The following is a 26120-nucleotide window of genomic DNA, read 5'->3' on the forward strand; positions in this document are numbered from 1 at the left end:
ATTAATAAAGTTTTATAATTGCAAATCATAAGATTTACCTAAATATTAAAAGATAAATAATATGGTGGAGGGAGTAGCATGATAAGTAATACAAATACATGGATTTTTCATGATAAAGAAAATAACTTATGGAGATTTTTATTAGATGAAAAAGGGAATATGTTATATAACACTATGTATTCCCATAATAGATGGAGCAAGGAGACTAGATTAGATAGAGGAGTAAAAGAATTTAATATATATAGGGATAGGAATGAAAATATCCATATTGTTTATAGAAACGATTCAGAAGTTAAATATTGTCGCTGGGATGGAAAGCAATGGTTAGGAAAACCAATCTATGATATTAATGAAGAGAAGATAAGAAATCTTAAGGTTATAGTATTGGAAGGAACTATACATGTATTTTTTATATCAAATAAGGATAGTGAAGCCTTAGGAAATATAGTCCATTATAAACTTAGTGAGGATAAGGGTGAGGTGTTCACAGTTGCCTCAGTTAGTACTAATGAGGTATTTGATAATTATAGAATAGAGTGCAAAGGTAAAAGAAACATATATTTACTTTATATAGATAAAAATGAAGGAGATAATGAGGTTAAAGGTGCCTTATATAATGGACAATGGAGTGAAGCACAAGCTATATATTATACAAATGGAGAAGATGTAAGGATTTCCACAAAGTTTTTTAATAATAAGTTGTATATCTTAAATATGTCTAGTAATGAAGGGATTTCTTCTCTAGAAGAAATTCATTTAGAGGAAAATGGAGATATCAAGTATGATAAAATTTATAATACTAAAAATACAATAGACCATATTTGTTTTGTAGAAAAGGATAATTCCTTATGGGCTTTGTGGAATGAAGAAGAAAAGATATTATATTCTACTTTAATGGGAAAATGGAGTAAACCACAAGAGTTATATATTGATGAGGGTAATGAAGTGAATTTCTATAGCTCTACAGGAGTAAACTTAGATAATAAAGAAATAACTTGCCACAGAGTTTTCGGAAGCAGTTACCCCACAATAAAAGTTATTCTACCTAAGGGAGATGAAAGAAATATCATAAAAGGCAAGTCTTTAGATGAAGTAAATGGTTATAAGGTAGGAAAAAACATAGAAAGTCATGATGATATATTTGGTCCTAAATCCTATTACAATAACAATTATGAATATGCAGATAAAATAAATTCAATAGGTACTAATCCGGATATGTTTTATGGTAATAACAACTATGAAGATAATAATATTATTAATGAAGAAGTTCATAAGGTTAAGGAGAAGGAAAAGGTAAGTGGAAAAAATTCAAATAAAGTCATAGCTACCTTAAAAATGCAGCTTCAGCAGAAGGAAGGCCTATATGAAGAGCTTCAGGATAGATTAGAAACTATTACTCTTAAAAGTAAGAAAAATGAAGAAAATATAATTGAATTTAAGAAGATATTTGAAGAGTCAGGAAGAGAAATGCAAGAAATGAGAACCTCCTTAGAGGATGCTAAAAAAGAGAGAAATGAGGCTATAAAAGAAGGGGAAGACCTTACAAATGAAATAAGTAAACTTATAAGAGAAAGAGACGAGCTTAAGGAAAATATCCGTAATTTATTAACTGAATATAATATAGCTAAGGACAAGTTTCAAAATACTTCAATGGAGATAGAATCTTTTAAAGATAAATTAAGGGAGACCAACAGAATAAAAGAATTAATGGAAGAACAAATAAATAAAGATGAACTTAAGTTTAATAAAGAAATATCAGTATTAACCACTAAGTATAAAGAAATACAAGACAAGTTAGATGCAAAGGTTATAGATAATAAGGAAATTCAAAATAAGTTAGAGGGAAAAAATGCTGAATATAGAGATATTAAAAGTAAATTTGAAGAAAATATTATTCAGTATAGAGAAATTCAAAGTAAGCTAGAATCTAAGGAGAAGGAATTAGAAAAAGTAAAGTTAGAAAAAAATAATTTGGATATAAAATTAAGTGACATACTTTTAGAAAATGAGAAGTTAAAAAGAACATTTAATGAGGGGAATATAGAAAGAGAAAGTGTTCTTAGGGAACTAGAGTTTACAAATAATCATAGAGAGGATCTTAAAAAAGCTTTAGAAGATGCAAATAAGGAAATCCATATGATAAATAGTCAGAAGGAAAAGCTTATCTCAATAGTGAGGGAGGCTAATATAGAAAAAAATAAGTTGAAAAAGGAGTTAGAACTTGAGACTAATAGGTCAATTATAAGTAGAATCTTTAATAAAAAGGGGGATAGTTAAATTAAATGTCTGCAAAAAGTATTATAAAGAAATCTTTATACTATGTTGCAAACTTAGGTAATAATACAATAACTCTTATTGATGGAGAGGATAGTTCTAAAATAAGAACTTTATCCCTTCCATTTCCCCCTTTTACAATGATTTTATATAATGATTTTATATATGTTGGAGGCTATGGAGATAAAATAGGTATATTAGACACTAGAGATAATACTTTAAAATATATGAATATTGAAAGCAACGGTAATATTCATATAGATGAAGATAATAGAAGAATATATGCCTCTAATATTTCTGAGATAGGAGTATATGATATAAGTTTAAAAAAGAAGCTAGGGGGAATAAAAGGGTTTTCCATAGCAGATAGTATAAAAATAGATAATAAAAGGAATAGACTCTTTATCCTTGATGTATTTAGAAAACAGTTAAAAATATATGATCTTAAAACTATGAAGTTTATTTCTAAGATTGAAAACATAGGGGTACGTTCTAATAGTATATTAATAAGTGATGATGGAAAAAAAGTTTATATATCTAATGAAGGGGGAGTAGATGAATACTCTGGCAACGTGTCCATAATAGATATGGAAAAAAGTAAGATGAGCACTATATGTTTTCCTAAAAATTCCTCATTGACATCCTTAGAAGGTAAAGGTAATAAAATATATGCTTTAAATAAGGGACTTAATAAAATAGATATAATAAACATAGATACAGAATCTGTAGAGGCATCTATAGATATAATAAATCCAAAGAAATTAATAATAAACAATGATAGATTAATTGTAGTTAGTAAACCAGAATTAGATAAATTATGGGTAAGTGTAATTAATACCAGGGATAATTCTATAGTTAAAAATATACACATAGATGAGTATAAGGGGGAACCTTATAGCATAATAGAAATATCTAGAACTGCATCTCTTAACCGTGAAGAGGATAAAAAGATAGAAGCAATAGATAAGAGCTTAAAAACACAAAGCAATATTATTGAAATATATAATGAGATTTTATCCTTTAAAGATATACTTATAGAGATACCGGAAAGCTATGTAGGGCCTTTTATATTAAATAGAATAATATTTAATAAGGGGTATATAGTTAAAGGTACAGAGGTATTAAGTAAGGGGAAGGGAAAATCCATTAGAGTAAAATTTAAAATAAGGATACCATATAAGTTAAAGGTTAAGGATGGAGCAGGAGGGTTAAGAACCTTAAAGAAGTTTATAGAAGAGGATAAGGTGGTATATATTGAATCTCCCTACTTATATGAGAATAAGAATATAAAGGTATACCTAAGTACTGGAAATGAAATAATTCATGAATCCATGCTTATTAAGGACATAGTTACTTTATCCATAGACTTAAACATGAGAGTAAAGTTTATGGTGGAACCTGATGTTGCTACTTCTATGAAGAAGGTTAAATGATTAAAATAAATACACATAATATTGTAATAGTCATATTATGGTATTAGGCATCTTTAGATAAAGAGTTAAATATTAAGTTTCCTTATTTTGATTCATATCATAACAATAGATTGTATAGATAGTATCCCCTATTTGTACAATCTATTTCCTTGAAAAAAGGAGTTTATATTAAACTTAGGATAATTTAGTTCTCTTAAGATGTCTTAGTTATTTAATATAGAGGTGGCTATTTATGAACGGAGATATAACAATAAGTTTATGTATGATAGTAAAAGATGAGGAAGATGTTTTAGAAAGATGTATAAAATCTGTACTTAGTGCTATAGATGAAATAATAATAGTTGACACAGGTTCAAAGGATAAAACTAAGGAAATAGCCTTAGGATTGGGAGCAAATGTTTATGATATGCAGTGGCAAAATAACTTTGGACTAGCTAGGAATCTTGCTTTTAGTAAGGCAACTAAAGAGTATATAATGTGGCTAGATGCGGATGATGTTGTAACAGAGGAAAGCTTACAAAAGTTATTAGAATTAAAGAAGAATCTTGATAGAAATGTAGATTCTGTTACCATGATATATGTTTTAGAGGAAGACAGTAGTGGGAATCCTACATCAACTTTAAGACGTAATAGGCTAGTAAAGAGGGGGAGAGACTTTCAATGGATAGGGAAGATTCATGAATATTTAGCTGTACATGGAAATATAATAAATTCTGATGTTTCTGTACATCATAGAAAGATAAAATCAAGTAGCGGGAGGAATCTTATGATATATGAAGGCATGGTTAAGGAAGGGGAAGAACTATCCGTAAGAGATATGTTTTATTATGGAAATGAACTCTTCCATAATGGACATTATGATAAAGCTATAGAACAGTATAATAAGTTTTTAGATACAAAGGCTGGATGGATAGAGGATGTAAAAACTGCACTAAGCAATATGTCAGAATGTTACTCTGCTAATGGAGATAATGAAAATCAGCTTAAGTGTCTCTTAAAAGCTTTTGAACATGATGTTCCAAGATCAGACTTTTGTTGTAAAATAGCATATTGCTTTTTTAATAGAAATATGATTTATCAAGCTATATTTTGGTATAAGCTAGCAATAGATACGGCTCCAAGTAAGGACAATCTTAGCCTAGTTAACCATGCAACTTATACATGGATTCCAAATATTCAATTATGTGTTTGCTATTCAAGACTTGAAATGTACGACCTAGCTAATAAGTTTAATGAAGAAGCAGGAAAATTTATACCAGATAACCCTATGATAATACACAATAGGGAGTTTTTGAAAGATAAAATAAGTAATTCTTAATCATTAAGAGAAGGCTTTTATTTTCAATATATATTTGAAAATAAAAGCCTTAGTTATTTTGTACTTAAGTAGGTATATAAATACTACATATAGATTCAGTTATATTATTTAAGAGTTTTATATTAAAACTTGTGTGACTTCAACGTTAAAAGGTATGTTAAGTTGTAATAGTTATCTTAAAAGACTATAATTTACAAAGTTCTAAGGTTTTAGTGATTTAAATACAATCTTTATGGGATATCTGTAACATAAATTGACATGGATTAATATTATGGTATTAGTTGATGAAATTAATAAAATAGGAGGAATTATTATGGATGAAATAAAAGATAATGGAGTTGAACTCATGCCTTCAGGTTTTAATTCCTATTATGAAGGAGCTCCTCTTTATAAATATATATTTAGTGATTCAGAAGAACCAAAAGAAGCACAAGTAATTTCCGAATTTGATTCTTCTTGCTTTACCAGGATTCCTTTACCAGATGAAGAATATCAAGCTTCAACAACAAGAATAGATATTTCAGGTTTGGTGGATTTTAATAATTATACTTCTATAACTGATGGAATCCAAACTGTTACATTTAGTTCACCACTTAATAAAAGAACAGTCCCTTCTAGTTGGCAAACCTGGTCTTCACCACCATTCTCAGAAGATTCAACTCCAGATGTATTATTTAACGATGGAAATTTTTCATTAACCATTAATTTATCAGTTCCATCATGTACATTTGGGTTTGAATTAGAGCCTGAACCATTTGCGATTTTTCCTTACACTGTAAGCTTTTATTCAGGTACTACTTTAGTTGGAAGCATATTTATGGATGTTAATGGAGATGCTGGTGCACGATTATTTGCTGCAAGAACTTGTTGTTGTACTGTTTTTGACAGAGTTGAAATTACAGGTGGAGCTGACTTTGCAATTGCACAGGTTAGGTATGGAACATGCCCTACTGAAGGGAATTGTTGTTGTGAAACCAGTACTCCTGTTACATTTAATGCTTGTCAAGATTCTGCAACCCTTCCTGTGAATATAACTGATATAGGATGTAGAGGTAGATTATTAACAGTTAATGTAACTGTTAGAGCATGTGAGAGAAGGCAAGTGGCAGTAGGGGTATTTGTATGTGATAATAGCACTCCTCAAAGAGTTTTAAGATTTAAGGTATCTGAAGTTTGTATGCCACCTTCAACCAATGCTGATCCATGTGTTACAACTAACTTTAGGTTCTGCTTTATTTTTAATACTGATTTATGTGATCCACTTTCACTGAATGTAAGGACAATAGCAGAGTATGCATGTTTTGATACTCCATGTAATTGCTAAATAATAATCTTAAATATAATATATAGGGATATCTGAAGGATATCCCTTCCATAGATTTTGTTATTTAATATTAATCATATAGTAAGGGGGGAGAAGTAAAGTGCTTGATAATAAAGATATAGACTCATCAGATAAGTATGATACAACGGAATTAGATATTGATCCAAAAGGTTTTATTACTGAGATGTCTTATGGTTATGATATGAGAATTGATTCTAATGAATGCTGTTATGATGTAACTAAAGAGATAAATTTTCCACCTTGTAAAATGATAAAAAATGAATTCTTAGATGTACAGCCATCTTGTGATGGAAGATTACTTATTATAAAAGTAAATTTAAAAAATATATGCCCAAATAAAAAAATTGCGGTTGGGGTATTAATTTATAAAGACAATAGAGTATATGCATTTAGAGCAAAAAAAATAGACACAGGTAATTGTAGCCAATGTATATGTAAGAATTTTAATGCAGGAGAATTTTGCTTTGTATTTACAGAGGATAATCTATGTGAGTATCGTAAGATCAAAATAAAAGTAATAGTTCATTATATTAATTGCTAGTTATTATTCATAAAATTTACTAGTAGTAATATATCTATAGGGTGGAAAGTTTCACTCTATAGATATATTAAATGATGACACATACAAAAAAGAAAATACTAGAAGTACAGAAAAAATTGCAGATAGGATTTAAGCTTTTGATTTTCATAATTAAAACCTATCATTGCAACAAAGCAAGTGTTATAATTACTAAAAAAGGTGGTTATGTTATGAAAAGAATAAGTATAATTTCATGTATTCTACTTGCAGTTAGCTTACTCTTAATAGGATGTTCAAGGAATACAGACAAAGATGATATAAATAAAGAGGAGAAAAGTATTCATCTAAAAATCATTAAATCTTCTCATGAGGAGATTATGGCAACTGAAGATAACAGCGATGTAAAATACAATATTACTAACTCTAAGATGACTATAACAGATAACAAGGATAATCCTTTATCTTGGAATGAATTAAAAGCATCTAAAGAGGTTAAAGTATATTATTCAGGAAAAATAAAAGAAGTATCTCCTAGCTTATTTGAAAAGATAAATAAAATAGTAATTATATCTTAGATTAATATTAAACCAATAAATTAAAGATAGATGTAATAGTATATATTAAGTGCACAACTATTACAAAAATAGAGCATACTTAGGATAAAAAGTTATTTAGGAAGTAATGTAAGTGAGTACCACGAAAACATATATAGGATGCATATAAGAATTTGTATTCTGCTTAAAGGGGAAGGCATAAAATTTAGAAATATTAGAAGAAATAATATTATTCTATGTTAAAAAATGAATAAGAAATATTCAATATTAAGGGTGGTAGATATTAATATCTACTGCCTTTTTTGTTATAAAATATGTACAAGTATTATATGAAAATGAGCAAGGTAGATAGGAAAAGAATAGTGAAATAATGCTAGCTAATATGGTGTTAGGTAATCCTTAAGTAGATTTAGGGAAAACATTTAAAATTATTATTGACTAACATAGCCATTAATTATATACTGTATATATAAACTATATACAGTATATACGGATTAAACAAAAGAGAAAGCATAGTTTAATTTTGAAAGGATAGATAGTATGAGGATAATTATTTCTAATTCTTCAGATGATCCTATATATGAGCAAATAAGATCTCAAATAGAGTCAGCCATATTATCTGAGGAATTAAAAGAAGGGGAAGCATTACCATCTATAAGAAGTTTAGCTCAAAGTCTTAAGATAAGCGTAATAACAACTAAGAGAGCCTATGAGGAGCTTGAGAGAGAAGGATTTATAGAAACAGTGAAGGGCAAGGGGTCTTTTGTTTCTTCTCAAAATAAAGAACTTTTAAGAGAAATGAAGATAAGAAATGTTGAAGATTATCTTTTGAAGGCTGTGGGGGAAGGAAAGTCTGTAGGTATAACTTTGGAGGATTTAAAGGAGATGATTACACTTCTTTATGAGTAAAAATATTTAAGGGGATGTTTTTATGGAGAATATTTTAGAGGTTAAAAATCTAGATAAAGCTTTTAATGATTTTAAATTAGATAATGTATCATTTCAGCTTAAAAAAGGATATATTATGGGGTTTATTGGACCAAATGGTGCGGGGAAAAGTACTACAATTAAGCTTATAATGAACCTTATAAAAAGAGACAATGGTATGATAAAGGTTTTTGGTAAGGACAATATAGAAGATGAAAAAGCAATAAAAGAAAAAATTGGATTTGTTTATGATGAGGTTAATTTTTATGAATATCTAAAACTTAAGGAGATAAAATCTATAGTTGCTCCCTTCTACAAATCATGGGATGATAAGCTATTTAAAGAGTATATGAGAAACTTCTCTCTAAATGAAAATAAAAAACTTAAAGAATTATCTAAAGGAATGAAAATGAAGTTTTCTTTGGCTTTAGCATTATCTCATGATGCTGACTTAATAATAATGGATGAACCCACTTCAGGGCTTGATCCTGTGTTTAGAAGGGAGATTTTAGATCTACTTCAAGGAATAATTCAGGATGAAAATAAGAGTATATTTTTCTCTACTCATATAACCTCAGATCTTGAAAGAATAGCAGATTATATAACATTTTTAAATAAAGGAAAAGTAGTTTTTTCAGAGAGTAAAGATTATATTATGGAAAATTATGCTGTTGTAAAGGGAGACAATAACCTTTTAGAGGGAGACAATAAGAATTTATTTATAGGTGTGGATAGGAATAGTTTTGGATTTGAAGCATTAACAGATAATAAAAATTTAGTTAGGGAAACCTTGGGGAAAAAAGTAATAATAGAGAAACCTACCTTAGATGATATTATGGTTTATATGAATAAAAGGTAGGTGAGGGTAGATGAAAGCTTTAATTTTAAAAGATCTTAACTTAGTTAAAACTACATGGAAGATAATTTTAATTTTTTCTTTAGCTTATCCTATTTTATTTTCTTCAGGAAGTGATATTACAGCAATGACTATGTTTAGATACGTTTTATTTATGGTATATATACTTTGTTATAATTATATATTTTACCATGAATATAAGAGTATGAACTTTGTGAATTCATTACCAGCAAGTAGGTTTATGGTAATATGCTCAAGATATATATCATTAATATTAATTTCTATCTTATCTATAATGATAGTTATAGGTACTCAAGAACTCCTAAGTATAATTGGTATAACATCATTTAGTATGCAAAATATTCACATAAGTTTTATATTGGAGAACTTTTTACTACTTCTTATATGTTCAACTTTTATGACTCCATTTATTATTAGATTTGGAGTAGACCTTGGAAAAACTATTCAAAGGGTAGTTATGATGGGGGTAATAATGGGCATAACGATGGCTATATATAGTATGGAAGCTAAGCACTATGAAATGATAAATATATATGCAAATAATATTATAGGTGAAAACTATGAAGTAATAATATTTTCCGCTACCTTTATCTTATATATAATTTCTATGGTGATTTCTATCTATATATATGATAAAAAGGAGTTTTAATGATGAAAGCTTTATTATATAAGGAATGGTGTGCTCAAAGAAAAGTAATATATATTTGGGGAGGATTTATTATACTTTTATGTGGAGTCCTTAATGGAATGTTGGGTGAGAGGGAATACTCATATATAGGATCACAGATTGTATATGGGTTTTCATTAGTATTTTGCAGTATACAAGTGTTTTTATATAGTATGAACATGGAGGGTAAAAATAAAATATATGTAATATTAAAAAGTGTACCATCTAGCTCAAGGGAAGTAGTACTATCTAAATATATATTTTCTGTGTTATGTTTTTTTATATATTTAATAGTAAGCTTAGTGACAGTATTAGGATTAAAACTTTTATTTATAAATGCATCTTTTATAAGTTTTAATACATTGAGTATATCATTAGCTATATTTTTATTATTGATATCTTTATACATTCCAATATTTTTTAAGGTTATAGGTAAGAATATGGGGTACATTAACAGTGTATTTATGATTTTAATGGTTTTAGTTTATAATCTTGTATTTAAAAATTTAAAAAAAGATTATATTAACACAAATATTATAGGGAGTCTAAATGATAATATAACAGTATTTAGTAGCTTAATATTGGTTATATCTCTAATTTTATTGTATATCTCTCATAAGATTTCTATAGGCTTTTATAAAAATAGAGAAGAACTTTAAAGGAATCATAAAATGGATAGAGTATAGGAAGTATTTAATTCCTATATTCTATCCATCTAAATTTTCCAAGACTTTATATTAACTTATTTAGATATGTAAATATTAAAATAGAAGTTATGTTAGCTATTAGATATAACATTATATCCCTTAGACTCTAATGATCTAGTTATATGATCTATATGATCTTGTCCATTAGTTTCAATAGTAATAGTTACTACAACCTTCTTAAAATGCTCCATAACCTTAGTATGATTATGGTTAATCTCTACTATATTAGCCCCTTCTTCTGATATTATAGAGGAAATCTTAGAAATCTGACCAGGAGAATTTTTAAGCTCTAAAGATAAATCTGCTATTCTCTTTCGTGAAATTAGTCCGTAGTTAAGAGCTGAGGTTAAGGTTATTATATCTATGTTTCCTCCGCTTATAATAGGAACTACTTTTTTACCTTTAAAGTCTAATTTTTTTAATGCTGCTATGGATAACGCTCCAGTAGCTTCAGCAACTATTTTATGTCTTTCTACTAAAGTAAAGATAGAATCTATAACCTCTTCATCTGTGATGGTTATTATATCATCTACATATTGCCTTACCACTTCAAAAGCAAGATCACCAGGATTCTTAACAGCACCTCCGTCTGCAATTGTGTCAACTACATCAAGATTGGTAAGCTTATTATTGTCTAATGAAAGCCTCATGGCTTTAGCTCCCTCAGATTCTACTCCTATTATTTTGATATTAGGATTTATTGATTTAGCGGCGACAGAAACACCGCTTATAAGACCGCCACCACCAATTGGAACAAGTATTACATTTGTATCTTTTAAGTCTTCTAATATTTCAAGAGCAATGGTTCCTTGACCAGCCATTATATCAGCATCATTAAAAGGATGGATAAAAGTGTAACCGTGTTCATTTTCAAGTCTTTTAGCTTCCTCATAAGCATCATCATAACAAGTACCAGTAAGAACAACTTCAGCACCGTATTGTTTTGTAGATTCTACCTTTATAAGAGGCGTGGTTTTAGGCATAACTATAGTAGCTTTTATACCTAACTTTTGGGCTGAGTAAGCAACTCCTTGAGCATGATTACCAGCAGAAGCAGCAACTAACCCCTTAGATTTTTGTTCATCAGTTAATTTACTTATTTTATTTAGTGCTCCCCTAAGTTTAAAAGATCCCGTTGTTTGAAGATTCTCAGGCTTTATGTAAATGTCATTGCCGTAGCAATGGCTAAGTACTGAGCTGTGAATTAAGTTTGTATGTATACAAATATCTTTAATTCTTTCTTTAGCAGCTTGTACATCATTAAGAGTTAGAATAGATTTCATAAGTTTTTCTTTAATAGTATCCATTAGTTTTACCCCCTTATTATCAAAACACCATCTAAATATTATTATAGGGCTTTTTCATATAGTATCTTTACTTATTATGAAATTATATAGGTCCTAAAAATAGTATTTAGTATTCCTAAAATGAATATAATTGTTAAATCTTAATCATTATATAAGTGTAAAATCATTAATGTCAACCTAACTTTAAAAATACTTAGAAAATTTAATAAATAGGGGGAATAATTTTTTAAGTGAGAAATTATTATGAGGATTTTTATTAAATTTTTTATAATACCCTAGGATTAAATACTTAAAAGGATAACTTTAGTAAGTTAATATTTTAGGGGATTGATTTTATATTATATAATAGGATATATAATATAAAGTATTTTAAAACTCATGAATATATAGATAAGAAATATGTTAATACTTATATATACAATAATAAAAAGGATGTATTTATTATGATGGATAGGGCTTTAAAAATTTTAAATAAATATTTTGGTTATCCTTCTTTTAGACAAGGGCAATATGACATAATAGATAGAATACTAAAAGGAAATAATGTATTTTGCATAATGCCAACTGGAGGCGGAAAATCCTTATGTTATCAAATTCCAGCTCTTATGATGGAGGGAACCACATTGGTTATATCCCCACTAATATCTTTAATGAAGGATCAGGTGGACAACCTTAATAACATGGGGATAAGAGCTGAATATATAAATTCAACCATATCCTTAGAAAAAATAAAATCTACAATAAGAAAAGCTAGGGATGGAGAAGTTAAGCTTTTATACATAGCACCAGAAAGACTTGAAAACTCTTACTTTTGTAGCTTAATTAAATCACTTTATATTTCACAAGTAGCAGTAGATGAGGCTCATTGTGTTTCTCAGTGGGGACATGATTTTAGAAAAAGCTATACTTACATAAAACCCTTTATAAGTTCTTTAAATATAACGCCTGTAATAACAGCCTTTACAGCCACAGCTACAGAAAATGTACGAGAGGATTCAATAAAACTTCTTGGGGTAAATAATCCTTATATATATTTAGGAGGTTTTAATAGGGATAATCTATCCATAAATATACATAAGGAGATAGAGAAGCTAGAGTTTGTTAAGGATTATATAAGAGAAAATCAGGATGAAAGTGGTATTATATATTGTGCTACTAGAAAAGAAGTGGATGGATTATATGAGTATTTAAGAGAAAGAGGCTTTTATGTAAGTAAGTATCATGGCGGTATAGAAGATAGCTTAAAGCAAAAATATCAGGAAGAATTTTTGTTTGAAAAAACTAATGTTATGGTGGCTACCAATGCTTTTGGTATGGGGATAGATAAGTCTAATATAAGATATATAATACACTTCTCTATGACAAAAAACTTAGAGAGCTATTATCAGGAGATTGGTAGAGGAGGTCGTGATGGAGAATTATGTAGCTGTCATCTTCTATATAATAGAAATGATATAGAGAGACAAGAATTTATAATAAATACCTCATCATCTTTTGAAAGAAGAGCTATAGAACTTATGAAGTTAAGTGATATGGTGAAGTTTTGTGAAAGTGATGGATGCTTAAGAAAATTTATATTAGCTTATTTTGGTGACTCTAATATAAGGGAGTTTTGTAATAATTGTAGTAGTTGTTTAAATAATCATGAGCTTTATGATTATACAATAGATTCTCAAAAGATATTATCATGTATATATAGAACCCGTGAAAAAGTAGGGATATCTGTTCTTTGTGATATTTTAAGAGGAGTTAAGGGGCCAAAGATAGTTAAAAATAATCTTCAAGATCTATCTACCTTTGGGATAATGAAAGATTACAGTAATATGTATATTAAGGATATGATTAATGCACTGATTGAAGGTGGGTATTTAGATAAGAAGCCTAATACTTATTCCCTTCTTAAGCTTAATGATAAATCTATAAATATATTAAAAGGTAAGGAAAAAGTGTTATTAAATATTAAGGAAAATAAGGCAAGTGTAGTTCTAGATGAAGACTTGTTTAAAAAGCTAAGGCTCTTAAGAAAGGATATATCAGTAAGAGATAATATAAAACCTTATATGGTGTTTTCAGATGCTACATTAATTGAGATAACGAATACTCTTCCAGTAACCTATGAAGAACTTAAAGGAGTAAAAGGAATGGGAGAAAGAAAAATTATTAATTATGGAAAGTTAGTATTAAATATTGTTAAAAATCATAAACTAAAGCTTGAAAATGAAAAGAAAAAACAGTCTAACTAGTGTAGGAGAATTAATAGATTACTATTTAGAAAGTACTAAGGATAATGTTATATCCCTAGATACATCAGTGGATATGTGAATAACTGTAAGGGGAAGGAAGAGGAAAGTGTGGATAAGTTTATAAAAAATAAAATAAATATAATAGAAAACTCCATAAAAGAACTACAGGATAAAAAAACTAATAATGACAGTATGGAAGACTTTAAAAGTTTTCAACATATAAGCATTAATATAGAGAGAATTATAACTAGTATATTAGAACTTACAAGTAACTTTGTAAATTCTAAAAATCTTAAGATGGATCCTAAGTTAGAGGGTATTTTTAAAGATTTATATAAAAATAAAATAATAGATGAAAACATGCTATCAGTAATGGAGGAGACCTTAAGTTTTAGAGGGATATCACTAGATAACAGTAGGGAAGTAGATTTAGATTCTATAAAAAAATTTATAGAAAATAAGTTAAATTACTCCTTAGAATTTGCTTACATTATAGCAAATAACATCACAGCATAGAAGAAGTATATCTTGTACATCCTAATAAGGAACTCTTATTAAAAGGAGAGGATATACTATGGATAATAATAAAAATAGAATGAAAGATAGACCAAAGTCCAACGTAGAAAAAAGAAAAATGCATCCAAAAAAGAATGCTGATGTTGGAGTTATAGACGGAGAAAAGATAGGACATTATGCTAACTCTAAGAATCATCATGAACCTCAGCTTTGGATGGGAAAATAATTAAGAGCTCCAATGGAGCTCTTAATTATTTTTTATGTTTTTACACAAAACTATCTACTGTCCAAAATACTTTAAGGATATTTCTAAAAATTCATTTAAGACTTTGTTAAACTCAGCCTTACTAATATCTTCGTAAGAGTAATTAACTTTTTTAAAATCATTATAAAACTCTAAAAACTTATCTATATGAATTTTGTTTTCTTCAAATGATAAGGTATCTCTTCCAATAGAGTATATAGTTTTCTTAACTAGGGACAGATCATTATATTTAGAGTTAACAACATTAGCTAGATACATAGAACTTTTTTCTAAGTATTCTTCATAAAGCTTTAAGGCTTCTATATTATTTTTTTCTATATGTTTCTCATTATAGATTTTATCTATTTCAACTTTCATTAGATATATGGAATTGGAGTAATTCCATAAAGAGTTATATCTTTCTTCTTTTAACACCCTTCTTTGTTCAATTGAGAATGAAGAAAGAAAAGATATGGTATGAGAAGGAATAAAAGAAATGCATAAAAAGAGTATAAACATACAATGGAATATTGTTCTTAAATCTAATTTTTTATCCTTATTCAAAAACCACCCCTCCTTATATACTTTCTTATATAATACCCAAATATTACCAAAAAAGGAATTGATACTTGTTCTGTCTGATGGCTATAAGCGTTAACACCATCTGAAGGAAGATTCGTTCTATTATACCTGTTATTTATTCAGTGATAAATTAGACTTTTAAGGGATGTAAAATTAAGAGCTGATATAGTAACATTATATAGGATTTTAAGTTTTAAACTTAATTTATCCATCCAGGTAAAGCAAGACAAATCAATGATATTTTTAATGGATAAGTTAAGGACTTATATTGAAACCCTATAAGAGGTTTACTGAAATAAAACTTTACTTATAGGCAATTCTAATAGGTAAACGATTTAACATAGATATAATAGATTGGTTACATAGTAATTTTAAGGATATAATTTCAGTAGAATGAAATTTTAGGGGGAATTACATATGGCAGATTACAGAGAACTTTGGACAAGTCTTGATATGGATTTAGAAAAACATGATCAGTTATGTGCTGTTTTACCAGAAGCTTATGGAAGTACATATCTATCACAAGAGAATAGACCAGAAGGGATGAACTACTTTAACTTTGTTGTATCAGAAATTCACGGGTTAAGAATACAAGAATTAGCAGAACACAAAGAAAAAGATGGAAAGGTTGTTGGAACCTTCTGTGTTTTTGTACCAGATGAAATTATTTTAGCATCTAAGGCTATAGGGGTAGGGCTTTGTGCTGGATCACAATTCTGGGTAGAGGATGGAGAAACTGTTCTTCCAAGAAATCTTTGTCCTTTAATAAAAGCCTTCATGGGAGCAAAGCTTAGTGGAACATGTCCTTATTTCCAATCCTGTGACATGATTGTAGGGGAAACAACCTGTGATGGAAAGAAAAAGGCTTGGGAGATATTAGATGAACATGTACCTACCTATGTTATGGATCTTCCTCAAATGAAGAGGACCAAGGATTATAATATGTGGGAGCAAGAAATAAAATTATTTATAAAGAAAATGGAAGATATTACAGGAAATAAGGTTACTGTAGAAGGATTAAGAAGCTCTATAGATTTAATGAATAAAAAGAGAAGGGCGTTAAAGAGATTATATGATTTAAGAAAGTATACGCCTTCTCCAATAAGTGGACTTGATTCTCTTTTAATATCTCAAATAGCTTTTAATGATGATGTGGTTAGATTTACTGAAAAGGTTAATGAGCTATGTGATGAATTAGATGCGAGAATAAGCGTTATGGAAGAAGCTAGTGCAAGCCTTGAAGGGGATAAGGAAAGAAAGAAAAGAATAATGATAACAGGAACCCCAATGGCTGTACCTAACTGGAAAATGCACTCTATAATAGAAAGTTTAAATGCTGAGGTTGTAGTAGAGGAAACTTGTACAGGAACTAGATACTTTGAAAATGAGGTTTCTACAGAAGGAGAAACTATAGAAGATTTAATTAAAAACTTAGCAGATAGGTATTTAAAGATAAATTGTGCATGCTTTACTCCAAATACAGGCAGAATAGATGATTTAGTAAGATATGCTAAAGAATATAATATAGATGGAGTTATACACTCAAATCTTTCTTTCTGTCATACTTATGCTGTTGAGTATAAAGGTATAGAAAGAGCTCTTAAGGAAAAGAGTATACCGGTTATTAATATAGAAACAGATTATGCTACAGAAGATGTTGGTCAAATAAAAACTAGAGTAGAAGCTTTCCTTGAAATAATATAGGGATGAAAACTCTAAAACATTATATACTCTTTCCTTCTCATACTAGTGGACTCGAATTAGAGAAGCTTTTAAAGAAGGAAAAAATAAAATATACAATTGTGCCAACACCTAGAGAACTTTCGGCTTGCTGTGGAATATCTATGGAATATAATAAGGAAAATGAGTATAGTATAAAGAAAATTATAGATGATAATAATATATCAATTTCAGGGTTTCATAGTTTAGAGAAGGAATATAAAAGATTCTATTAATAGTTTAGTTTTTTAGTATTAAGTAGTACAATAATTTAACCTATAATGATAGTTAGGTCTTAAAGTAGTGAAGATTTGTTAATTTAAGTTATAAAATTAAGAGGAAGCACTTAAGAGGTATAGTCTTTTAAGGCTTCCTCTGTTTTTTATGAAATTAATTTTAGTGTATTAAAGTTTAGCTTGATAAAGTTATTCTACAGGATTTCCACTATAAGCTTGTCCTATTCCTACCTCAGCTAAACCATTTTGAACAACAACTCTTTCTTGGCTGTTCTCTCCATAGATATCAGAAGCAGCTCTAACTAGAGCATTTCTAGCATCCATAAATTGAGATTGTGGAGTAAGATAAGATGTTAATGCTTTATAGTATATTTGTCCAGATTTTTGGAAGCCTAACTTAGAAGCAATATTATAGAAAGCTTTATTTGGTATTCCAGAATTAGTATGAACACCACCCCAGTCTCCAGCTTGAGTTATAGGAAGGTTTTTATAATCTCTCATATGAGCAGGTTGGTTATATTTTTCAGGATCCATAGCACTTCTCTTTAAGATATATCTTGATGTTGATAGTTGTAAGTCATTTCCCATTTCCCAGTCAGAAGTGTTATTTTCTATTAATATACCAAAAACATCAGAGAAAGACTCGTTTAAAGCTCCACTTTGAGCTTGGTATATAAGACCAGAAGAAGATTTAGTTACGGCATGAGTAAATTCATGAGCAACTATATCAAGACATCCAGCAAAAGGTGCAGCATTAACTCCATCCCCTTCACCAAAGCCTAGGTTACTTCTACCATCAAAATAAGCATTTAAATATTTATTTCCTACGTTTACAGTAGCTGTTATACCAGCACCATTACCATCCCAAGAGTTTCTGTTGAAATTGTTTTTGAAATAATCATGGGACTTAGCAACTCCAGAGTGAGCACTTACAGCAGAAGCTATAATTCCACCTTCATTAAAGTTGTTATCATTATCTTCTACCATATATCCAGGAATATAATTTGTTTTTCTTGCATCGTGAGTGGTGTAGCTTCCTCTAGTTCCTCTAGTTTTATCATCTAATCTAAACTTAGATCCTACCTTTGTAGTTTCTAGGTTTACTTCATTTCCGTGAAGGTCTATACCTTTACCTTGAATAGATGCTATTATATTTTGGCTAGAAAGAACTTCACCATTAGTAGCATCAACAAATACATTCCAGTTAGCAGGAGAAGGTTCATTAAATATTATTTCTACTAAATATCCAACTCTCCAGGTATCATTAACCTTATTAATAAATATTTTTGAAGAAGGCTCATAGCTATAATTTTTTTGATTATTTTTCACATCTAAAGAAGCTTCAGCTTTTTTTATTGCTTCATCTTTAGATAGTTTTATTAAACCTTTATAGTTTTTATCTGATAAACTAGGATCTATATCTGCATTTATTGAGTATATATCTCCCTTAGAATTTACGTGAATTACCACCATTTTTCCCATAACTTCTATATTATCTACATTTAGTTGTAGCTTGTAGTGAGTATTACCTTGCTCATCTTTTATTTCATCAATAAGATTAAAGGAGCCAAGATTTAATCCAAAAGCATCCTTATTATCCTTAACATATTTCAATACATCCTTCTTGTTTTCAATCTTATCTTTATTGAGTTTTCCATCAATAAATCTTGGGGAATCAGAATTAGCATTCCAATAAACATGGAGATTGCTAGTTCCTATATCACTATTTTTGGCAGCTTTACTTTTAACTGAAATTAGACTTTTTAAATATCCTTGATTTGTTTCGTTAGCAGTAGTAGTTAAAGATGCTCCTAGACTGAATATCATTGCGGTTGAAATAATAATTGATATTAATGACTTTTTCATAAAGCAACTCCTTAAAATATATTTATATAGACTAATATATGTTCATAAAAATAATGTGTTAATATATTTTTAAAAAAATTTTATAAAGTTTTAAGATAGTATATAAATACACTAAGTATAAGCATGGAGATGTTATATATAAAAGCTTCCAATTGTGAAACTAAGGACTTTTATAGTGGCTATAATATGTAAATATCAATATGAATATAGGTTCATTTTAATAATTGGAAATGTAAATAAAAATGTTAGTATATTTATTTACATTTTTCTTTAATGCTAGAGGGGAAAGGTTTATGATAGTGAAAATATTATCAATAATTTTGTTGATTATAGAATAATATTTATTAAAAAAACATAATTAGGTTTTAAATAATAATTAAATTTTAAGGGTATGGGATATAGTAGTTATGAATGTAAGTTATAAAAAGTTAAGGCTAAGTTTAAATTTTTATAACTAAGTAGGGAAAGAGTTTAATGGAATCAGTATTCAATTTTATATGGGGAAGTTAGGAGGGAGGAAAAATAAAATAAAGCTCAGTTGGAAATCCAACTGAGCTTTATTTTTAGATTTATTAAATTATTCTTTTAGAACTCTTATAGGTCTCATCATATCATGGTCTTCATGTTCAAGAATATGGCAATGCCAAACGTAATCTCCGGGGTATTCTTTAAAGTGCATAATTATTCTAGTAACCATTTTAGAATCAGCTTTAACAGTATCTTTCCATCCTCTTTCGTACTCCCTTGGAGGTACTGGATCTCCAATAAACTCCAGTATTCCTTCTTCTAGATATTTCTGTTCATCAAAGAGTCTTCTATCTAATATTTTGAACTGAACTAGATGTACATGAATTGGGTGTGGGAAAGCTGTTAAATTTACTAGATTCCATACCTCGATTGAATCCATCAAAGGCTTTTCAGTAGCCGGATCATGCCACATTTTATTATCTAATAGTAGCATAGGACGTCCATAATCATCTTGGGTAGCGGTTAGGGGAAGAGTTCTTATCCTTGTCGCCATATGCTCTTCTAGGTGATCTTTAATTGGGTATAGAATATTAGGAATTTTACTAGTGTCTTCAGATGAAAGAGGGAGTACAACTTGAAACTCCATTAGTACACCAGTATGAGGTGAATTATCACCTAGGTTTTTAAGGATCAAGCTTTCACCTTTTAATTTAGAAAAATCTATTACTATATCTGCCCTTTCAGCAGGTTCTAAAGGTATTTCATTTAAAGTAATAGGAGCATTTAATAATCCTCCATCAGTTCCTATTTGAAAAAAGCTTTGGTTATTTGAAAGAGCAATATTATAATTTCTTGTATTAGATCCATTTACTACTCTGAATCTATATTTTCTAGGCTCAACCTTTAGGTGAGGCCAAACCTTACCATTAACCACAATAGTGTTTCCAAGGAAAAATGGAGTTACAGAAGGTTTTACTCTTACAGGAAATGGTGGGGAATCGGGATAGAATAATGATCCGTCACTATTAAAAGATTTATCTTGAATCATTAGAGGGATATCATAATTTCCACATGGAAGGTTTAGTTTTCTTTCAAGAGTATCTTTTATTATATAAAACCCAACAAGTCCAGCATATACATTTAATCTTGTTATTCCTATGCTATGGTCATGATACCATAGGGTAGTAGCCTGTTGGTCATTAGTATATCTATAAACTTCATGTTCAAATTTTATTCCAGTGATAGCATTACATCTAGTAAACCAAGCATCAGGATGTCCATCACTACTAGAATCAACTCTGGCACCATGGACATGCACTACTGTACGAACTTCAGGATTATCAACTGCTCCATGAAGAGTTCTGTCTATAGGTAAAAAATGCTTTAGTGGAAGAGAGTTTATCCATTTAACATGGATTTTTTCATTTCTTAGTACCTCTATGGTTGGTCCTGGAATGCTTTTTTCATATGCCCATACCCTTGTTTTAGGAAAGTATTTATGGAATTTATGATAACATTCCTTCATTTCTACCTCATAATATGTGCCTTTAGAATTGATACATCTTGGAGTTAGTACTCTTGGCTTATTTATATCATCTACAAATTTTGTAATGGTATCTGGTTTAGAGGGGTCAACCTCATTATAAAATTCATAGTTTTCTTCTTCTAATTCTTTACTAAAGTTATTATTCAAAATATCACTTCCTTATATAAGAATAAATAATATTTTTATATATCTTATGATACATAATGTTAAAAGGTGTCTTTTATATATGAATTTATGCAGACATTGCTAGAACTTATAAAGATATTAATATAATAAGGGGATTAATGATGTATATTGGAATAATTGGAGAATATACAATAAAGTAACTGTAAGTTCTATTATTTAAAAGAGTATATTAGTTAGTTTTATCTGATGGCTATAAGCTTTAACACCCCCATTCTCTTAAAAGATGGGGATAACAGTTGATATGTCTCTAGATTAACTCATCTAACCTTCAGGTGATGGAAAGAACAACATCTGAAAGAAGATTCGTTCTATACTACTAATAACTCTTATATTACATTAAATACCTGTCAAGTATTAAATAATTTTCATATTATATAATACTTGGGAGGTGATACTATGTTTAGTAAGATTCTAATAGAGAAATATATAGAAACCTTTAGTAAAAAGCTTATAAAGCAGCAAGAAATAAATAGAACTTTAATAGAAAAGCTATCTAAGCAAGCTAGAGCTATTGAATATTTATATAATCAGCTAGAAGAGCAGAAAAAAGTTATTGAAGATATGGAAAAAAAGCTAAGTGAAAGTGGTAGCTATTATAAGTCACATGAGGAAAATAGCGATAATATAAATAAAAATAGTGAAATAGGTGTGAAAAATTTAGAGAGTAACTCTGTTAATATAAATTTAGATGTATCATCAATAGTGGTAATGATAATAACTTTCCTTAAGGATATAGGGAAAGATAATATAGATAAGATAAATATAGATGAGCTTATTAAAGAGTTAAATTCGTATAAAATTAAATTAGGGAGTAATACTGAGTGGGAAATTAATGAGAATTAATAAAATTATAATAAACAAAACACATAAGGTTAGAATACTCAGTGCTAAAGAGGAAATGAATTAATAAGATAGATTAAATAGTAGTGATATAGTATGGAAAAAGCATGCTGTAAAAATTATACAATATTTATGGCATGGGTAATTTAATAAAAGATAAATTTTATATAGAAAAGAGTGAGTAATTTTATATACCACTCTTTTTATTTTTTAATTATTAATTAGTACAGATAGGCTTTAATTTTTCCATGTAACCTATTTATTATTTAACTCCATGAAATTGTAAGGCTGATACATTTAAAGTTTCATGGAGAAATTAAGAGGAAATTATCTGTATAAATTTTAAGTGAAAATTATATATCCAAAGTAAAAATAAACTTAAATATAATAATTAATAAATTAGGGAATAATACTATATATGCGAAAGAACTATAGAAAAATAAATTTAATGAGAGTTATTATTGATTACCATGGTAGGGTATGGTAAGATTTTCATAAAACATATAAGGAGTGATGATATGAAGTTTAAAGTTAATGAAGTATATGAAGGATTTAAGCTAATAGAAGATGTTTATATAGAAGAAATAAAGGCAAATGGAAAAGTTTTTGAGCATGAAAAAACAGGAGCAAGGCTTCTTAATATAAGTAATGATGATGATAATAAGGTGTTTGCTATAGGTTTTAGAACCCCACCTAATGACAGTACAGGTCTTCCACATATATTAGAGCATTCAGTTTTATGTGGATCTAGAAAGTTTGATGTTAAGGAACCTTTTGTGGAACTTTTAAAAAGTTCTTTAAATACCTTCCTTAATGCAATGACTTATCCAGATAAGACCATATATCCTGTAGCTAGTAGAAATGAAAAAGATTTTAAAAATCTTATGGATGTTTATTTAGATGCTGTATTATATCCAAATATATATAAGTATCCAGAGATATTTATGCAAGAGGGATGGAGCTATTCCTTAGAAAACAAGGATTCTGAACTTAAATATAATGGAGTTGTTTATAATGAAATGAAGGGAGCATACTCTTCACCAGACTCATTAGTATTTAGAAAGATAACAGAAACTCTTTACCCGGATACCATATATAGCCATTCTTCCGGTGGAGATCCTGAGGTTATTCCAGAACTTACTTATGAAGACTTTATAGCCTTCCATAAAAAGTACTATCACCCTTCAAATAGCTTTATATATTTATATGGAGATGGAGACTTAATAGAGCAGCTTAAGTTTATAAATGATGAGTATTTAAGTAATTTTGAAAGACAAGAAATAGATTCAGAAATAGGTACTCAAGAACCTTTTGAAGAAATGAAGGAATATACTTATACTTATAGTCTTTCAGAAGATGATTCTACAGAAAATAAGAGTTTCTTAAACCTAAATTTTTCTATAGGGTCAGCATTAGATATTAATGAGAATTTAGCTTTAACCGTAATAGAATATTTATTATTAGAAACTCCAGCAGCACCTTTAAAGAAGGCCTTACTTGAGGCTGGTATTGGTAAGTCAGTATTTGGAGAGTTTGAAAATGGTATAAAACAGCCTTACTTTTCAATAGTAGCAAAGGATGCTAATGAAAATGACAAGGATAAATTTAAAAAAGTAGTATTTGATACATTAGAAAGCTTAGTTAAGGGTGGCATTGAGAAAGAACTTATAGAAGCTGCCATAAATAAAATAGAGTTTATATTAAGAGAGGGAGACTATAGAGGGTATCCAACAGGAATAGTTTATTATACAAAAGCTATGGATAGCTGGCTTTATGGAGGAGATCCTTTTGTAAATTTAGCATATGAGCCAGTTCTTGAAAATGCTAAAAGAGCATTACACACTAAGTATTTTGAGGACCTTATAGAAAAGCATATACTAAATAATCCTCATAGTTCTTTTGCAATATTAAAACCTGAAAAAGGACTTTCACAAAGAAAAGAAAGAGAATTAGCTGAAAAGCTTTCTAAATATAAGAATGAACTAAGTGACAAGGAAAAAGAGTCTATTATAGAAAAGGGTAAAAAGCTTAAAGAAAGACAGATGACAAAGGATACCAAGGAAGCTTTAAACAGTATACCTAGTCTTGGAATAGAAGATATAAATAAAGAGGCAGATAAACTACCATTAGAAATAAAAGAAGAAAATGGAGTTAAAGTTTTATTCCATGAGGTAGAAACAAATAAAATAGGATATTTAAAACTTTTATTTAATGTTAAAGTTCTTCCAAAAGAATTACTTCCTTATGCTAAACTTTTATCTGACGTTATTGGAAAAATAGGAACTAAAAACTATTCTTATGGATCTTTAGCAAATGCTATAGGAATACACAGTGGAGCTATATTCTTTAATGTAACAAGTTATGTTAAGAGTGGAAATCCAAAAGATTTTAGTGCAGTATTTATGGTTAAGGCAAAAGCTCTTATGGATAAATTAGATAAGACAACTGAACTTATAGGAGAAATCCTTGAAAATACTCTATTTGATGATAAGGAAAGAATTCTTCAAAATCTTAGAGAGATAAAGAGCTATTATGAAATGAGTATGTTTAGTTCAGGTCACATAGTAGCAGCTAAGAGAATGATGTCTTATTTCTCACCTAAGGGATCCTTTGATGAGATTATAGATGGAATAGGCTATTATAAATTCCTTTGTGATATTGAAAAGAATTTTGAAAACAAATGGGATGAAGTAAAGAAAAACTTAGAGAAAACTAGGGAAGAGTTATTTAATAAGAGTAATTTAACTGTTAGCTTTACTTCAGATAAAGAAGACTATGATTCAGTTAAAAATCCAATTGAAAGTATTACTAAGATTTTAGGAGATAAGAAAGTAGCAGAGGTTACTTATGACTTTAACCTAGAAGATAGTTGTAATGAAGGATTACTTACTCAAGGCAATGTTCAATATGTAGCTAAGGGTGGAAATTTTATAAATAATGGATATAAATACAATGGATCTGCTTTAGTTCTTGAAACCATATCAAACTTTGACTACTTATGGAACAATGTAAGAGTTCAAGGTGGGGCTTATGGAGTTGTTCCAAGGATAAGTAGAAGTGGAAACATGTTTATAACATCTTACAGAGATCCTAATATAAAAGAAACCTTAAAGGTATATGATGAAATGCCTGACTACTTAAAGGAATTAGAAGTAGATGAGGAAACCATGACTAAGTATATAATAGGTACAATTAGTAAACTTGATAGTCCATTAACACCATCTATGAAGTCAGAATATGCTATAGAGCAGTATTATATGGGAATAAGCCATGAAACTAAGCAAAGGGAAAGAAATGAAGTTATAGAAACAAAGTTAAATAATATTAAGGATTTTGCACCAGTTATAGAAAGTGTTATGAAACAAAATCATGTTTGTGTTTTAGGTAATGAAAAGAAAATCAAAGATAATAGTGATGTCTTTGGAAAACTTATAAATGTTATAGAATAAATATATATATGTTGTATTAATTAATTTACATTCTATTCCTTGAGGACTAAATAAGTTTTAACTGAATTTAATGTAGCTTTAATATTACAACTTATATATTCTAGCTTTTACTTAAAGTAGTAGAGGTGTAAATATAGTAAATACCATAGTGTAAAAGGTTATGGCCTAGCTCTAATAGATAAATTATTAGAACTAGGCTATAACTATTTTTATCTGATGGCTATAAGCTGTAACACCCCCATCCGCGTGTAAGGTGGGGGTGTTACAGTTGTGGCAATCCTAGATTAACTTGTCTA

General features: G+C 28.9%; 21 protein-coding genes. 17 read left to right on the forward strand and 4 right to left on the reverse strand.

Translation table 11 applies throughout. The annotated features are described in order from the left end of the window. Positions 1-78 precede the first annotated feature (78 nt). The 10 genes from BR69_RS0110515 (at position 79) to BR69_RS0110560 (ending at position 10574) form a co-directional block, all read left to right on the forward strand. On the forward strand, positions 79-2277 hold the full coding sequence (locus BR69_RS0110515; RefSeq protein ID WP_027633155.1) for a coiled-coil domain-containing protein: 2199 nt from the start codon (positions 79-81) through the stop codon (positions 2275-2277). 5 nt (positions 2278-2282) lie between these two features. Next, complete coding sequence (locus BR69_RS0110520) at positions 2283-3707, forward strand: YncE family protein (RefSeq protein ID WP_027633156.1); 1425 nt, start codon at positions 2283-2285, stop codon at positions 3705-3707. Positions 3708-3939: 232 nt separating this feature from the next. Next, positions 3940-5025: a tetratricopeptide repeat-containing glycosyltransferase family 2 protein gene (locus BR69_RS0110525; RefSeq protein ID WP_027633157.1), complete on the forward strand. Its 1086-nt coding sequence runs from the start codon at positions 3940-3942 to the stop codon at positions 5023-5025. A 313-nt stretch (positions 5026-5338) separates the two neighbouring features. Next, positions 5339-6349 (forward strand): hypothetical protein, encoded by a 1011-nt coding sequence (locus tag BR69_RS0110530; RefSeq protein ID WP_027633158.1) that lies wholly within the window; start codon positions 5339-5341, stop codon positions 6347-6349. A 100-nt stretch (positions 6350-6449) separates the two neighbouring features. Continuing rightward, entirely contained in the window at positions 6450-6911 is a 462-nt protein-coding gene (locus tag BR69_RS20400) for a hypothetical protein (RefSeq protein WP_051623580.1), read from the forward strand. A gap of 209 nt (positions 6912-7120) precedes the next feature. Further along, entirely contained in the window at positions 7121-7465 is a 345-nt protein-coding gene (locus BR69_RS0110540; RefSeq protein ID WP_027633159.1) for a hypothetical protein, read from the forward strand. A 519-nt stretch (positions 7466-7984) separates the two neighbouring features. Next, positions 7985-8353 (forward strand): GntR family transcriptional regulator, encoded by a 369-nt coding sequence (locus BR69_RS0110545; protein ID WP_027633160.1) that lies wholly within the window; start codon positions 7985-7987, stop codon positions 8351-8353. Between the two features lie 22 nt (positions 8354-8375). After that, positions 8376-9230, forward strand: coding sequence for an ABC transporter ATP-binding protein (locus BR69_RS0110550; protein ID WP_027633161.1), 855 nt, complete (start codon positions 8376-8378; stop codon positions 9228-9230). A gap of 10 nt (positions 9231-9240) precedes the next feature. Beyond that, on the forward strand, positions 9241-9897 hold the full coding sequence (locus BR69_RS0110555; RefSeq protein ID WP_027633162.1) for an ABC-2 transporter permease: 657 nt from the start codon (positions 9241-9243) through the stop codon (positions 9895-9897). 2 nt (positions 9898-9899) lie between these two features. Continuing rightward, positions 9900-10574: an ABC-2 transporter permease gene (locus tag BR69_RS0110560; RefSeq protein ID WP_027633163.1), complete on the forward strand. Its 675-nt coding sequence runs from the start codon at positions 9900-9902 to the stop codon at positions 10572-10574. Between the two features lie 119 nt (positions 10575-10693). Here the strand turns inward: BR69_RS0110560 and ilvA are convergent, their stop codons facing one another. Further along, the gene (gene ilvA / locus BR69_RS0110565) at positions 10694-11929 is read right to left on the reverse strand and encodes a threonine ammonia-lyase (RefSeq protein WP_034849761.1); all 1236 of its coding nucleotides are present in this window, start codon (positions 11927-11929) and stop codon (positions 10694-10696) included. Positions 11930-12375: 446 nt separating this feature from the next. Here ilvA and recQ point away from each other — a divergent pair, with 446 nt between their 5' ends. The 3 genes from recQ (at position 12376) to BR69_RS21985 (ending at position 14914) form a co-directional block, all read left to right on the forward strand. Next, complete coding sequence (gene recQ, locus BR69_RS0110570) at positions 12376-14172, forward strand: DNA helicase RecQ (protein ID WP_027633165.1); 1797 nt, start codon at positions 12376-12378, stop codon at positions 14170-14172. Positions 14173-14280: 108 nt separating this feature from the next. Beyond that, complete coding sequence (locus BR69_RS0110575) at positions 14281-14688, forward strand: hypothetical protein (RefSeq protein ID WP_150112264.1); 408 nt, start codon at positions 14281-14283, stop codon at positions 14686-14688. Positions 14689-14746: 58 nt separating this feature from the next. Further along, the gene (locus tag BR69_RS21985; RefSeq protein WP_162832175.1) at positions 14747-14914 is read left to right on the forward strand and encodes a hypothetical protein; all 168 of its coding nucleotides are present in this window, start codon (positions 14747-14749) and stop codon (positions 14912-14914) included. Between the two features lie 54 nt (positions 14915-14968). Here the strand turns inward: BR69_RS21985 and BR69_RS0110585 are convergent, their stop codons facing one another. Beyond that, on the reverse strand, positions 14969-15496 hold the full coding sequence (locus BR69_RS0110585) for a hypothetical protein (RefSeq protein ID WP_027633167.1): 528 nt from the start codon (positions 15494-15496) through the stop codon (positions 14969-14971). A 435-nt stretch (positions 15497-15931) separates the two neighbouring features. Here BR69_RS0110585 and BR69_RS0110590 point away from each other — a divergent pair, with 435 nt between their 5' ends. Together BR69_RS0110590 and BR69_RS0110595 are read left to right on the forward strand one after the other, a co-directional pair. Next, positions 15932-17218 carry a double-cubane-cluster-containing anaerobic reductase gene (locus BR69_RS0110590; RefSeq protein WP_027633168.1) on the forward strand — a complete coding sequence of 429 codons (1287 nt, stop codon included), beginning with the start codon at positions 15932-15934 and terminating at the stop codon, positions 17216-17218. A gap of 2 nt (positions 17219-17220) precedes the next feature. Then, positions 17221-17469: a putative Se/S carrier protein gene (locus tag BR69_RS0110595; protein ID WP_034849762.1), complete on the forward strand. Its 249-nt coding sequence runs from the start codon at positions 17221-17223 to the stop codon at positions 17467-17469. Between the two features lie 189 nt (positions 17470-17658). Here the strand turns inward: BR69_RS0110595 and BR69_RS20405 are convergent, their stop codons facing one another. Together BR69_RS20405 and BR69_RS20410 are read right to left on the reverse strand one after the other, a co-directional pair. After that, positions 17659-19335, reverse strand: coding sequence for a M4 family metallopeptidase (locus tag BR69_RS20405; RefSeq protein ID WP_051623581.1), 1677 nt, complete (start codon positions 19333-19335; stop codon positions 17659-17661). 577 nt (positions 19336-19912) lie between these two features. Next, complete coding sequence (locus BR69_RS20410) at positions 19913-21496, reverse strand: multicopper oxidase family protein (protein WP_051623582.1); 1584 nt, start codon at positions 21494-21496, stop codon at positions 19913-19915. Between the two features lie 435 nt (positions 21497-21931). Here BR69_RS20410 and BR69_RS0110610 point away from each other — a divergent pair, with 435 nt between their 5' ends. Together BR69_RS0110610 and BR69_RS0110615 are read left to right on the forward strand one after the other, a co-directional pair. Beyond that, a complete protein-coding gene (locus BR69_RS0110610) occupies positions 21932-22378 on the forward strand; it encodes a hypothetical protein (protein WP_027633170.1) in 447 nt (148 codons plus the stop codon). Between the two features lie 515 nt (positions 22379-22893). Continuing rightward, on the forward strand, positions 22894-25824 hold the full coding sequence (locus tag BR69_RS0110615) for an insulinase family protein (RefSeq protein WP_027633171.1): 2931 nt from the start codon (positions 22894-22896) through the stop codon (positions 25822-25824). Positions 25825-26120: the final 296 nt, after the last annotated feature.

The organism is Clostridium hydrogeniformans DSM 21757, assembly GCF_000686705.1.
Classification (GTDB): domain Bacteria; phylum Bacillota; class Clostridia; order Clostridiales; family Clostridiaceae; genus Clostridium_Z; species Clostridium_Z hydrogeniformans.